This window comes from Paraburkholderia sp. RL17-368-BIF-A (assembly GCF_046054045.1).
Classification (GTDB): Bacteria; Pseudomonadota; Gammaproteobacteria; order Burkholderiales; family Burkholderiaceae; genus Paraburkholderia; species Paraburkholderia graminis.
Genome location: NZ_JARESN010000004.1, coordinates 244,693 through 257,921 on the forward strand (window position 1 = coordinate 244,693; position 13,229 = coordinate 257,921).

Annotated in this window: 12 protein-coding genes and 1 tRNA gene; 8 read left to right on the top strand and 5 right to left on the bottom strand. The window is 64.6% G+C overall.

Annotated elements, in window-relative coordinates; genetic code table 11:
* Nucleotides 1-41 precede the first annotated feature (41 nt).
* The 6 genes from P0D87_RS09390 to P0D87_RS09415 all read left to right on the top strand — a co-directional run bounded on the left by P0D87_RS09390 (nt 42) and on the right by P0D87_RS09415 (nt 4,131).
* Nucleotides 42-117: transfer RNA gene (locus tag P0D87_RS09390), tRNA-Phe, on the top strand.
* 381 nt (nt 118-498) lie between these two features.
* Complete coding sequence (gene queC, locus P0D87_RS09395; RefSeq protein ID WP_006050542.1) at nt 499-1,230, top strand: 7-cyano-7-deazaguanine synthase QueC; 732 nt, start codon at nt 499-501, stop codon at nt 1,228-1,230.
* Nucleotides 1,231-1,328: 98 nt separating this feature from the next.
* Nucleotides 1,329-1,961, top strand: coding sequence for a 7-carboxy-7-deazaguanine synthase (gene queE, locus P0D87_RS09400; protein ID WP_006050541.1), 633 nt, complete (start codon nt 1,329-1,331; stop codon nt 1,959-1,961).
* A gap of 9 nt (nt 1,962-1,970) precedes the next feature.
* Nucleotides 1,971-2,414, top strand: a complete 444-nt coding sequence (gene queD / locus P0D87_RS09405) for a 6-carboxytetrahydropterin synthase QueD (protein ID WP_107709344.1) — start codon at nt 1,971-1,973, stop codon at nt 2,412-2,414.
* A 227-nt stretch (nt 2,415-2,641) separates the two neighbouring features.
* Nucleotides 2,642-3,424 (top strand): HpcH/HpaI aldolase family protein, encoded by a 783-nt coding sequence (locus tag P0D87_RS09410; protein ID WP_053857368.1) that lies wholly within the window; start codon nt 2,642-2,644, stop codon nt 3,422-3,424.
* Nucleotides 3,421-4,131 (top strand): tetratricopeptide repeat protein, encoded by a 711-nt coding sequence (locus P0D87_RS09415; protein WP_053857369.1) that lies wholly within the window; start codon nt 3,421-3,423, stop codon nt 4,129-4,131. Before P0D87_RS09410 ends, P0D87_RS09415 begins: the two co-directional genes overlap by 4 nt.
* 123 nt (nt 4,132-4,254) lie before the next feature.
* Here the strand turns inward: P0D87_RS09415 and rodA are convergent, their stop codons facing one another.
* From rodA to P0D87_RS09440, 5 genes are all read right to left on the bottom strand, one after another.
* The gene (gene rodA, locus P0D87_RS09420; protein WP_006050537.1) at nt 4,255-5,403 is read right to left on the bottom strand and encodes a rod shape-determining protein RodA; all 1,149 of its coding nucleotides are present in this window, start codon (nt 5,401-5,403) and stop codon (nt 4,255-4,257) included.
* A gap of 10 nt (nt 5,404-5,413) precedes the next feature.
* Nucleotides 5,414-7,876 carry a penicillin-binding protein 2 gene (gene mrdA / locus P0D87_RS09425; RefSeq protein ID WP_053857370.1) on the bottom strand — a complete coding sequence of 821 codons (2,463 nt, stop codon included), beginning with the start codon at nt 7,874-7,876 and terminating at the stop codon, nt 5,414-5,416.
* Nucleotides 7,877-8,015: 139 nt separating this feature from the next.
* Nucleotides 8,016-8,528 (bottom strand): rod shape-determining protein MreD, encoded by a 513-nt coding sequence (mreD, locus tag P0D87_RS09430; RefSeq protein ID WP_006050535.1) that lies wholly within the window; start codon nt 8,526-8,528, stop codon nt 8,016-8,018.
* On the bottom strand, nt 8,525-9,649 hold the full coding sequence (mreC, locus tag P0D87_RS09435; RefSeq protein ID WP_006050534.1) for a rod shape-determining protein MreC: 1,125 nt from the start codon (nt 9,647-9,649) through the stop codon (nt 8,525-8,527). The genes mreD and mreC overlap by 4 nt, the downstream gene beginning before the upstream one ends.
* Before the next feature lie 151 nt (nt 9,650-9,800).
* Nucleotides 9,801-10,844 (bottom strand): rod shape-determining protein, encoded by a 1,044-nt coding sequence (locus P0D87_RS09440; RefSeq protein WP_004189550.1) that lies wholly within the window; start codon nt 10,842-10,844, stop codon nt 9,801-9,803.
* Nucleotides 10,845-11,220: 376 nt separating this feature from the next.
* Here P0D87_RS09440 and gatC point away from each other — a divergent pair, with 376 nt between their 5' ends.
* Nucleotides 11,221-11,520, top strand: a complete 300-nt coding sequence (gatC, locus tag P0D87_RS09445; protein ID WP_006050533.1) for an Asp-tRNA(Asn)/Glu-tRNA(Gln) amidotransferase subunit GatC — start codon at nt 11,221-11,223, stop codon at nt 11,518-11,520.
* Nucleotides 11,521-11,739: 219 nt separating this feature from the next.
* Entirely contained in the window at nt 11,740-13,227 is a 1,488-nt protein-coding gene (gene gatA, locus P0D87_RS09450) for an Asp-tRNA(Asn)/Glu-tRNA(Gln) amidotransferase subunit GatA (protein WP_053858938.1), read from the top strand.
* Nucleotides 13,228-13,229: the final 2 nt, after the last annotated feature.

The window sequence follows — 13,229 nt, forward strand, 5'->3', positions numbered from 1 at the left end:
TGCCCAGTAGATGACCCTTTGATATCATTTCGTTCTTCGTTGGCCCGGTAGCTCAGTTGGTAGAGCAGCGGATTGAAAATCCGCGTGTCGATGGTTCGATTCCGTCCCAGGCCACCAGGATTCAGCCCCAGGAAATCGCAAGATTCCTGGGGCTTTTCCTTTTGCGGTGGGTTTCATTGCGTTATACGTTGCGTCAGCAGTAGGCTGGGGCGCCCGGCGAGTTTCGGCATCGCGTGATAAAATCGCGCCAGTTCAATGACTTGCATGCGAGTGCGTCGCCCGCCGCCGAATGTGTCGAAGCGCGCGCGACCACGCCGCGATCCGCACCGAACCCCTCGCCCGACGATCACCGGTATAAGCGCCCGGCAGCTTCTCAGCTAAAGGCGCGGCCTATACTGCTTTGGGCCGGCAGCAGTGCCGGCTCGCGTCGCGCCGCGTTGCTTGCATGGCGCACCTCGCGCAGCGCGACGCGGCACTCATCATTCACGGAGTTTCACGGTGATCCGCAAAGACGCTAAACGTAGCGCTCTCGTGCTGTTTTCCGGCGGCCAGGATTCCGCCACGTGCCTCGCATGGGCGCTTGAACGATATGACACGGTCGAGACGCTCGGCTTCGATTATGGTCAGCGGCATCGCGTCGAACTCGAATGCCGCGAGGGTTTTCGCAATGCAGTGGCGCGCACGTTTCCCGCATGGGGCGAGCGCCTCGGCGACGATCACATGATCGACCTGTCGGTGCTTGGCGCGATCAGCGAAACCGCAATGACGCGCGAAATCGAGATCGAGGCCACGGCGAGCGGTTTGCCGAACACCTTCGTGCCGGGCCGCAACCTGATGTTCATGACGATCGCCGCGGCCATCGCTTATCGGCGGGGTCTGGAGGTGCTGGTCGGCGGAATGTGCGAGACGGATTTCTCCGGCTACCCCGATTGCCGCGACGACACGATGAAGGCGTTGCAGGTCGCGCTGAACCTCGGCATGGACTCGCGCTTCGCGCTCGAAACGCCGCTGATGTGGCTCGACAAGGCGGACACGTGGCGGCTCGCGCATGAACTGGGCGGCGACGAACTGGTGGAACTGGTGCGCGTCGAGACCCACACGTGCTACGTCGGCGAGCGCGCGGAACTGCATGCGTGGGGTTTCGGCTGTGGCGAATGCCCGGCGTGCCGCTTGCGCAAGCGTGGCTATGAAGCGTATCTCGCCGGCGAGAAGGTAACCGAGCCGGCGTGAGAATTCCGCGCAGCGGCGCGGGTTTCACAATCATTGTTAGGTACACAAGCAATACAAGGTACGAAAGTACCAGCACACGGTACAGGGCGGAAAGCAGCATGACGTACGCGGTCAAGGAAATCTTCTACACGTTGCAAGGCGAGGGCGCGAATGCCGGACGCCCGGCCGTGTTTTGCCGCTTCGCCGGCTGCAATCTGTGGTCGGGTCGCGAGGAAGATCGCGCGGACGCCGTGTGCCGCTTCTGCGACACGGATTTTGTCGGCACCGATGGCGAGAACGGCGGCAAGTACCGCACCGCCGCCGACCTCGTGCAGATGATCGCGTCGCAATGGCCCGAGGGCGAGGGCCAGCGCTTTGTCGTGTGCACCGGCGGCGAGCCGATGCTGCAGATCGACCAGCCGCTCGTCGACGCGCTGCACGCGGCCGGCTTCGAAATCGCCATTGAGACGAACGGCTCATTGCCGGTGCTCGAGACAATCGACTGGATTTGCGTGAGCCCGAAGGCCGACGCGCCGCTCGTCGTCACGAAGGGCAATGAACTGAAAGTCGTGATTCCGCAGGACAACCAGCGCTTGTCCGACTACGCGAAGCTCGACTTCGACTATTTCCTCGTCCAGCCGATGGACGGTCCGTCGCGCGACATCAACACCAGGCTCGCGATCGACTGGTGCAAACGCCATCCGCAATGGCGCCTGTCGATGCAGACCCACAAGTATCTGAACATTCCCTGATTTGCCGTGCTGACGATTACACGAAAACTCGAATTCGACGCGGGTCACCGCATCCCCGATCACCGCAGCCAGTGCCGTAATCTGCACGGCCATCGCTATGTGCTCGAAATCACGCTGCAAGGCGACCTGGTCGACACCGAAGGCGCGCCCGATCGCGGCATGGTGATGGACTTCGCCGACGTGAAGTCGCTGGCCGTCGAGCATCTCGTCGACAAGTGGGACCACGCGTTCCTCGTCTACGAAGGCGACTCGCAAGTGCGCGGCTTCCTCGAAACCATGGCGGGCCACAAGACGGTCGTGCTCGACCGTATTCCGACCGTGGAAAATCTCGCGGCCGTTGCGTTCGATGTGCTCGCCAACGTCTACGACGCGCACTACGGCGTGAATCTGCGTCTGCATAAGGTGCGCCTGTACGAGACGCCGAATTGCTGGGCCGACGTGGTCCGCGACTAACGCTTCCGAACGCTGCGGCTGCGCGGCCCTGCTGCCGCGTTATTGTCACGGTATGATCGCTCCCACAACCACACGGAGCGAGACATGCCGGTCACAGCATTGCGTCGCAGCAGGCAGAGAGGCCGCCCGCGTCCGGGCCAGGCTTCTCGCCGCATTCATCCGGCAGGTACGCTCGTCGGCTGCCGCTGGCCCATCGGCGGCGGCCTTCACCGTCATGGAGCGGGGCGATGAGCACCTTCACGAATCCCCTCAAGCAACGTCTGAAAGAAGCCGATCCGCTGTTCGGGCTATGGCTGTCGCTCGGCAGCGATGCCGCCGCGGAGGCGCTCGCGCACGCCGGCTTCGACTGGCTGCTGATCGATATGGAACACGCGCCCAACGACAGCGGCGACGTGACCTCGCAATTGCGTGCGATCGCCGCCGCGCATTTGCCGAGCGAACCGGTGGTGCGTCTGCCGGCCAGCGAGGCGTGGCTCGTCAAGCGTGTGATGGATGCCGGGGCGCGCACGCTGATGTTTCCGAACATCGAGTCCGCCGAAGAAGCGGCGCACGCGGTGCGGCTGACGCAATATCCGAGCGCCGAGGCGGTCGATGGTCTGCGCGGCGTCGCCGGAGTGGTGCGAGCCGCGGCCTACGGCATGCGGCGCGACTACGTGCAAACGGCTAACGCGCAGATCGCAACCATCGTGCAGATCGAGTCGGCGCGCGGACTCGACGAAGTGGAAAAGATCGCGGCGACGCCGGGCGTCAATTGCCTGTTCGTCGGCCCCGCCGATCTCGCGGCGAGCCTCGGCCATCTCGGCGATTCGAAGCATGCCGACGTGCAGGCGGCCATGGCGCGCATCGTCAGCGCGGCCGACAAGGCGGGCATCGCAGCCGGCATTTTTTCGATGGACGCCGCGAGCGCAAGGCAGCATCGCGACAGCGGTTTTCGTTTTATCGCTCTGGCCGCCGACGTCATGTGGATGTTGCGCGCAACCCGCCAGGCGTTGCAGGAGGTAAGAGCATGAAGTGGATGATGCGTGGCGTCGTCGTGCGGCTGGCTGTCGCGGCGGCGCTGACGGCGGGCATGACGGGCATGGCGGCGCAGGCGCAGGATCGCCTCGCGAAACCGAACGACCCCGAGACGCAAACGGCGGTTGCCGACTACAACGCCGGCAATTTCTCCGCGGCGCTTGCCGAATTCCGCAAGGCGGCCGAGCGCGGCAGCCGCCTCGCGCAGTTCAATTACGCGATGATGCTGCTCAACGGCGAGGGCACGGCGGTCAACGTCGACGAAGGCAAGAAATGGCTGCGCAAGGCGGCGGATGCCAACATGTCGCACGCGCAGTATGTGTACGGCAAGATGTACGACGATGGCGAGTTTGTCGGTCGCGATCCGGTCGAGGCGCACCGCTGGTTTCTCAGGGCCGCGCAGCAGGGCCATGTGCAGGCGGAACTGGCGCTCGCCAATCAGTTCCTCGATGGACGCGGCACGGACCGCGACAACAAGCAGGCGTTCGTCTGGTACAAGAAGGCGGCCGAGGGCGGCGACATGACCGCGCAGTACGTGACCGGCTCGTTCTACGAGCGCGGCGGCGACGGTGTGGACAAGAATCTGAACGTGGCGCGAGCGTATTACGCAGCGGCCGCCGCGCAGGGCGATCCGGCGGCGCGCCTGAAGTATCAGCAACTAAGTGCGCAGTTGCGGGATCATAAGGAAGTGAAGCCGCAATAGGCGCAGTGAGGGCGGTGCATGCGGTCGACGCAGTGAACAAGAAGGGGCGCGCCTTGCGGTGCGCCCCTTCTGTTTTGCAGCGCTTGCGCTTGCATTCGCGTTCGCGCTCGCGATGCCGGGACGCTAGCTCTGCATCAACCGCTTCTGGCGCGCGACGCTCATGATGAGGCCGATGGCGACGCCGAGCGTCGTCAGCGCGGTGCCGCCGTAACTCATGAAGGGCAACGGCACGCCGACCACCGGCAAGATGCCGCTCACCATGCCGATATTGACGAACGCGTAGGTGAAGAACGCCATGGTCAGCGAGCCGGCGAGCAGGCGTCCGAACAACGTCGCGCCGTTCGCCGCGATATACAGCCCGCGCGCGATGAGCAGCATGTAAAGCGTGAGCAGCACGATGCCGCCCGCGAGCCCGAATTCCTCGGAGAACACCGCGAAGATGAAGTCGGTGTGCTTCTCAGGAATGAACTCCAGGTGCGCCTGCGTGCCCTTCAGCCAGCCCTTGCCGAGCGGCCCGCCGGAGCCGATTGCGATCACCGCCTGAATCGTGTGGAAGCCCTTGCCGAGCGGATCGGAAGTCGGATCGAGCAGCGTGCAGATGCGGTGCTTCTGATAGTCGTGCATCAGCGGCCATTGCACGTCGGGCTGACAGATCTTGTCCTGGAATGCCGCGACGGAGCCGACCGCGATCACGCCGGCAATCAGCACCGGCACGATCAGCTTGAAGCTCAGTCCCGCGAAATAGATCACGAATAAGCCGGCCGCGAACACGAGCACCGCAGTGCCCAGGTCAGGCTGCTTGGCGATCAGACCGACTGGCACGGCGAGGATCAGCAGTCCGACCACGAAGTCGTACCAGCGCATCACGCCTTCGCGCCGCTGATAGTACCAGGCGAGCATCAGCGGCGTCGCGATCTTCAGAATCTCCGACGGCTGAATCACCACGCCCACGTTGATCCAGCGCTTCGCGCCCTTGCGCGTGAGGCCGAACAGCGCGACCGCGACGAGTAACGCAATGCCGAACGTATAGAGCGGGACGGCGAAGCGCATCAGCGTGGTGGGCGGCACATTGGCGAGTGCCCACATCAGCACGAACGTCAGCATGATGTTGCGCAACTGGTCTTCCACGCGGCCCGGCACGTCGAGGCTCGCGCTGTACAGGGTGACGATGCCGACGCACAGCAGCAGAAACACGATCAGTGCGAGCGGGCGGTCGAAGCCCGCGAACATCCGCTTGATGCGGTCGAGCCAGGCGCGCTTGTCGAATTGCATGCCTTTCTCCTTATTCGTCGATGCCGCCGGAAACCGGCTGGCGTGGCGGCGCGGGCTCAGTGCCGCTGTCGCGCGATGATTCCCGGGCCGGGTGGGGCGTAGAGCGTGCGGCGGCAGCGGGGGCCGGCTCGCTTGCCGGTCGTGGCTGACGCGGGGCGGCGGGTTTGCGCTGGGCGGGGGCTTTTGTCGCTGAGGCTGGTGTGGCCGCAGCCGATGTCGCCGATGCCGGCAGATTGCGCGCTGCGCCCGTTTGCGCCGCGAGTGCAGGAGACTTTGATGTCGCCGCTGCCGGAGCTGAAGCGGCAGGCGTTGCTGTGGCGGCAGACGCACCGTTCGTAGACGCACCGTTCACCGACGCACCATTCCCCCCCGACGCGCCGTTCACCGATGCCGCCGCCGCCCCAGACGCGCCATTCGCCATCGCACCCGCCGCAACCCCCGGCATCGGCAACGCCGTATACCCCGCCGCGATCTTCACCGGTTGTGCCGCTTCCTGCGGCGCCGGCGCACCACCGACTTCCGGCGCGGACGCGTCCTCGGTCGCCGATGCCGCCGCTGCCACGGCCGCCGCCTGCGCGCCCGGCTTGTTCTTGCCGACGAGGTAGTAGTCGAGCACCTTGCGCGCGATCGGACCCGCCGACTCCGCGCCCCAGCCGCCGTTTTCGACGATCAACGCGAGCGCGATTTTCGGTTGCTCGGCCGGCGCAAAAGCGATGAAAAGCGCGTGGTCGCGCAAATGTTCGGCGATCGCGTGGCCCTTGTAGTTCGCGCCCTGCAGCGAGTAGACCTGCGCCGTGCCGGTCTTGCCCGCCGCCAGATACGGCGCGCCGATGAACACCTTCGACGCCGTGCCGTTCGTCACCACGCCTTCCATCGCGCGCTTGATGATGTCGATGTCCGACTGCTTGACGGGAATCTTGTCGCTCGGATCGCGCACGACCGGACGCGTATCTTTCGTGATCGGATTTTCGATGTCGCGCACGAGGTGCGGTTTCATCACCACGCCGTTGTTGGCGAGCGTGGCCGTGGCGTGCCCGAGCTGCAGGATCGTGAACGAGTTGTAGCCTTGCCCGATGCCGAGGCTGATCGTCTCGCCTTCGTACCACCTTTGCTGCTCCGGCTTGCGGTACGCCTTGCGCTTCCATTCCGTCGACGGCAGGATGCCGCGCGCCTCGCCCGCGATGTCGATGCCGGTGATCTGGCCGAAACCCCACGGCTTCATGAAGTTCGCGATGTTGTTCACGCCGAGATCGTGCGCGAGCATGTAGAAGTACGTGTCGTTCGACACGACGATCGCGCGGTTCATGTCGACCCAGCCCTGGCCGGAGCGCACGTCGTTGCGGAATGTGTGACCGCCGAACGTGTACGAGCCGGGGTCCTGGAAGCCCCAGCCCGGCGTGCGCTTGTGCAGTGTGAGCGCGGCGAGCGCCATGAACGGCTTGTAGGTGGAACCCGGCGGATACGTGCCGTGCAGCGGCCGGTTCAGCAGCGGATGGTCGGGCGAGTTGTTGAGCTCGTCCCAGGTCTGCTGGTCGATGCCGTCGACGAACGAATTCGGATCGAAGCTCGGCGCCGACACGAACGCGAGCACATCGCCGGTGGCCGGTTCGATGGCGACCAGCGCGCCGCGCCGGCCCGCGAACGCCTGCTCGGCGACCTGTTGCAGGCCGATGTCGAGCGACAGCACGAGATTGTTGCCCGGCGTGGCCTGCGTGCGCGACAGCGTGCGCACGGGCCGGCCGCCCGCGGTGACTTCGACTTCCTCGAAACCGGTCTGGCCGTGCAGCTCCGTCTCGTAGCTCTGCTCGACGCCGATCTTGCCGATGTAGTCGGTGCCCTTGTAGTTGTTGGCGTCCAGACGCGGATCGTAGTGCTCGGGATCGCTGTCGTTCTGATCGCTCGCGTCGTCGATGCGCTCCTGGTCGCGCTGCGAAATCCGGCCGATGTAGCCGATCACGTGCGCGGCCGTCGGGCCGAGCGGATATTGGCGGAACAGGCGCGCGCGCACTTCGACGCCGGGAAAGCGGAAGCGCTGCGCGGTGAAGCGCGCGACTTCGTCGTCGGTCAGGCGCGTGCGGATAGGCAGACTCTCGAAGTTCTTCGAGTCTTCCTGCAGCTTCTTGAAGCGGCGGCGGTCGCGGGCGTCGATGGAGACAACCGTGGCCAGATCGTCGATAACCGTTTCGAGCGGCGCGCCGAGCTTGGACGGCGTGATTTCCAGCGTGTAGGCCGAATAGTTCTTGGCCAGCACCACGCCGTTACGGTCGGTGATGATGCCGCGGTTCGGCACGATCGGCGCGACGGAAATGCGGTTTTCGTCGGCTTGCAGCGAGTACTTGCTGTAGTGCCAGACCTGCAGAAACAGGAAGCGAAAGCCGATCAGCCCGAAGCAGACGAACACGAACAGGCCCGCCGCCGCGACGCGCAGGCGGAACTTCGAGAGCTGTTGCTGAGTGTCCTTGAATTCGGTCATGCGATTCTGCAAAAGGCCGGGCGACGGCCATCATGAGTGTGCGCCTGATCCGGGCGAAACCGGAAGGCATGAACGGCTGTGGGCGTCGGGCGGGCAGAAAACATACGTTCCATGGACGGCCGGCGCGCTCGACGCCTGGTTAAATCGGCCGCGTATCGTCGGGGTCGGCGGGCCGGCGCTGCGGCATCAACAGCAGCACGCTCGCGACCGGCCAGAGGGCGGCTTCGACGAAACCGTCGACCAGATAGCCCCAGCCGGGAAATGCCGCGCCCGTCAGCAGACGGATCACGAACGGCACTACTTGCGCAGTTACGAGCAGCGGCATGACTGCAAAAGTCTGCACGCCGAGCGACATCCACAGTACGCGGCGATGGATCGTGATCGCGCCGTACGAGAGCAGCGTGTACGCCAGCGCGTGCTCGCCGAGCAGGCTCGCGTTGTGCACGTCCATCAGCAAGCCGAGGAAGAACGCGATGCCCATGCCGACCTTGCGCGGCTGGTGCACGTTCCAGAACAGCAGCACGAGCGCGACGAAATCGGGCACGCCGATCATGCGGCCCCACGGCATCAGATTCAGCAGAAACGCCGCGGCGAGGCTGAACGCGATGAAGTAGGGATTGACCGGCTGCAGAATGTATTGAGGGCGGTTCATGGCTTTGCCCCGGGCGCGGCTTGCGGCTTCGCTTTTTCGGCGGCGGCGGGTTTCTTCGATGCAGCGGATTTCTGGTCGGCGGCGCCTTGCTTGCCTGCTTGCGCAGCTTGGGCTGGCGTATTGTCCGCAGGTTTGGCCGCGGCGTTTTTGTCCGCGCCGGGTTTTTCCGCCGGTTTCGCGGATTTGTCGGCGGCGGCCTTGCCGTCTGCCTTCGCGCCTTTTTTCGCTTTGGCCGCCTCTTTGGCGGCTGCGGCCGGGTCGGGCTCTTCGGCGGGACGCGGCGGCACGTCGTTCACATAATGCAGCACCAGCAACTGACGCGCGCCGCGCACCGGCGCAATCGGCAGGCAGATCACGCGCGCGAAGGCGGTGTCCGCCTGCTTGTCGACGCGCACGACCTTGGCGACCGGCAGCCCCGGTGGATACACACCGTCGAGCCCGCTCGTGACGAGTTCGTCGCCCGTCTGGACGTCGGCGCTGATCGGCACGAAGCGCAGGTCGAGCGTATCGCCCTTAAGCGTGCCGTAAATGACGCTGCGCAAGCCGGTGCGCACGATCTGCACGGGCACGGCCTGATCCTTGTCGGTCAGCAGCGTGACTTCGGCCTGCAGCGGGAACACGCGGGTCACCTGACCGATCACGCCGTCTTCGTTCACGACCGGCGAGCCGTTCTGAATGCCTTGCTGCGCGCCACGATTGATGACGACCTTTTGCGTGAACGGATCGCGCGTGTCGTACTGGATTTCAGCGGGCAACGATTGCGTGGTCGCGCGCTGCGACAGTTGCAGCAATGCGCGCAGATGGCCGTTCTCAGCGGAGAGTTCGGCGGCTGTATTGGCCTGCTGCGACAGTTGAAGATTCCTGGTGCGCAGCTTTTCGTTGTCGCTGCGCAAGGTTGCGCTCGTCACGGCCAGATCGGCGGCGCCCATGAAGACGTCGCGCGGCACCAGCGCTGCGCGCTGCAACGGATAGAGACCCACGCCGAGCACGCCGCGAACGATTTCGAGCGTCTTGAAGCGTGCGTCGGAGATCAGCAGGGCGAGCGCCAGCACGACGAAAAACACGAGTCGTGCGAGGGCGGACGGGCCTTGCTTGAACAGAGGCGGCGGACTGTATTCCATGGTCGGCGCCGGGGGCGTAAGCGGTTGGGTGAGGCGGCGGCGCGCTGAAAACGCGGTTCAGCGTACGGACGCTGGGCGGCGCAGCCAACGGCAAACGGGCCCGCAAGGGGCCGTCTGCCAGATCCGCGCTGCTGACATCGAACTCGCTCGCTTACTCGTACGAGAAGATGCTGCCGAGCTTGTCCATGCGCTCGAGCGCCATGCCCGAGCCGCGCACGACGCACGTCAGCGGGTCTTCGGCGACGAGCACCGGCAGGCCGGTTTCTTCGGCGAGCAGGCGGTCCAGATCGCGCAGCAGTGCGCCACCGCCCGTGAGCATCATGCCGCGTTCGGCGATGTCCGCGCCGAGTTCCGGCGGCGTTTGCTCGAGCGCGATCTTCACCGACGACACGATCTGATTCAGCGGATCGGTCAGCGCTTCGAGAATCTCGTTGCTCGAGATGGTGAAGCTGCGCGGGATGCCTTCCGACAGATTGCGGCCCTTCACTTCCATTTCCTTGACTTCGGAACCGGGGAAGGCCGAACCGATTTCCTTCTTGATGGCTTCGGCGGTTTGCTCGCCGATCAGCATGCCGTAGTTGCGGCGGATGTAGTTGACGATGGCTTCGTCGAACTTGTCGCCGCCTACGCGGACCGAGCCCTTGTACACGATGCCGCCCAGTGAGATGACGCCGACTTCCGTCGTGCCGCCACCGATGTCGACGACCATGGAGCCGGTGGCTTCCGACACCGGCAGGCCAGCGCCGATTGCCGCGGCCATGGGTTCTTCAATGAGATAGACCTGCGACGCGCCCGCACCGTGCGCGGCTTCCTTGATCGCGCGGCGCTCGACCTGGGTCGAACCGCACGGCACGCAAATGATGATGCGCGGCGACGGCGAGAACATGCGCGATTCGTGAGCCGTTTTGATGAACTGCTTGATCATCTGCTCGGTCACCGTGAAGTCGGCGATCACGCCGTCTTTCATGGGGCGGATCGCCTCGATGTTGCCCGGCACCTTGCCGAGCATCTGTTTGGCTTCCTTACCGACTGCCTGAATGGTTTTCTTGCCGTTGGGACCGCCTTCCTGGCGGATGGACACCACCGACGGTTCGTCAAGAACGATGCCTTTGCCACGCATGTAGATAAGCGTGTTGGCGGTGCCTAGATCAATCGCCAGATCGTTGGAGAAGTAGCTGCGCAAAAAACCGAACATTCAAAATCCTGTCTCGCTTGGGGCCGGGCCTCGCAACGTTGCGCAGGGCGGCAGCGGAAAAAAATAACAGCTTCAACCTGGCGAAGCGGCGCCACTGGAACTTGAAGCTGCGGGGGAGTCTACCGGAGGCCGATACAAAGCCAGGTCAGAAATATCCGAACTCTCTTTACGAAATGTCCAGAAAGGCCTGGGTAAGTCGGTCCGGGTTTGGGTCGAACGCGTAATGATACCTTATAATTTTGGATGATTTGAAGGAAACGGACGGCACTTTTTGCCGCCGCCGGCCCCTTTTTCGAGGTCTTCCTCCAGCGTCCTAACTCGCTGTCGCAGCGCGCTTTTCCGGCTGCGGCGGTCCGCCACTTTTTCCGGTGACTGCATGGCTTTGACCCTGACCGATGTTAAGCGCATCGCGCATCTCGCGCGGCTCGAACTGGCCGACGCCGACGCCGAACACACGCTTGTCCAGCTCAACGAGTTTTTTGGCCTCGTCGAGCAGATGCAGGCGGTCGACACCACGGGCATCGCACCGCTTGCCCATCCGATCGAGCAGATCGAAGACGTCGCGCTGCGTCTGCGCGACGACGCGGTGACCGAAACGATCGAGCGCGAGGCTTTCCAGCGTCCCGCACCGGCCGTGCAGGACGGTCTGTATCTCGTGCCGAAGGTGATCGAATAACGGCGATATCAGCGCGCGGCGGGCGCGGCGCGGCTTGCGGGCCGCGAGCCACCACCGCGAGCACGGCATGCCGCGCCGAATCCGGCGCGCGCAGCTTCGCTTGTCGCCGGTATGTTCGCCGATATTGTCGCCAACACCTCGGCCCGGTTCGCCGGCCCGCAACCGAACGCTTCCACGGCAGCGCGACCCGCGTTGCCGCGCTTTCCAGGACAACACGCAATGCATGAAAAAAGTCTGACCGAACTGCGCGCCGCGTTGGCCGCCAAGGAATGCTCCGCAGTCGAGCTGGCCCAGCTCTATCTAAAACGCATCGACGCGGCGCGCGGCCTCAATGCGTTCATCCAGGTGGACCCGGATCTCACGCTCGCTCAGGCAAAAGCCGCGGACGCGCTGCTTCACTCGGGCCACGGCGGCCCGCTGACCGGCGTGCCGATCGCGCACAAGGATGTGTTCGTCACCAAAGGCTGGCGCTCCACGGCCGGCTCGAAAATGCTGTCGAACTACGAAAGCCCGTTCGACGCCACCGTGGTCGAGCGTCTGCAGAGCGCCGGCATGGTGTGCGTCGGCAAGACGAACATGGACGAGTTCGCGATGGGCTCGTCGAACGAAAATTCGTATTTTGGCCCCGTTCAGAACCCGTGGGATCGTCAGGCAGTGCCGGGCGGCTCGTCAGGCGGCTCCGCGGCGGCTGTGGCCGCGCGCCTCGCGCCTGCTGCAACCGGCACCGATACCGGCGGCTCGATCCGTCAGCCGGCGTCGTTCTCGGGCATCACCGGCATCAAGCCGACTTACGGTCGCGTGTCGCGCTACGGCATGATCGCGTTCGCGTCGTCGCTGGATCAGGGCGGTCCGATGGCGCAAAGCGCCGCTGACTGCGCAACTCTGCTTAACGCAATGGCCGGTTTTGACCAGCGCGATTCCACGAGCCTCGTGCGTGACGACGAAGACTACACGCGCTACCTCGGTCAGGCATGGAAGCAGGACGGCGCCGGCAAGCCGCTCGACGGCCTGCGCATCGGCTTGCCGAAAGAGTATTTCGGCGCCGGTCTCGCCGACGACGTGCGCGCATCGGTCGACGCCGCGCTCAAGCAATACGAGGCGCTCGGCGCCACGCTCGTCGACGTATCGCTGCCGAAAACCGAGCTGTCCATTCCGGTCTATTACGTGATCGCGCCGGCGGAGGCATCGTCGAACCTGTCGCGCTTCGACGGCGTGCGTTTCGGCCATCGCGCCGCGGAATATCGCGATCTGCTCGACATGTACAAGAAGTCGCGCGCCGAAGGCTTCGGGCCCGAAGTGAAGCGTCGCATCATGGTCGGCGCTTACGTGCTTTCGCATGGCTATTACGACGCGTATTACCTGCAGGCGCAGAAAATTCGCCGCATCATCGCGCAGGATTTCCAGGAGGCGTTCAAACAGTGCGACGTCATCATGGGACCGGTCGCACCGTCGGTGGCGTGGGATCTCGGCGCGAAGGGCGACGACCCCGTGCAGATGTATCTCGCCGACATCTACACGCTGTCCGTGAGCCTCGCCGGCTTGCCGGGCATGAGCGTGCCGTGCGGCTTCGGCGCGGGCACGAATGCACAGCGTCCGGTGGGATTGCAGATCATCGGCAACTATTTCAATGAAGCCCGGATGCTGCAGGTGGCCGACGCGTTCCAGCGCGCGACCGACTGGCACCGCAAGGCACCGGCAGGAGTGTGAGC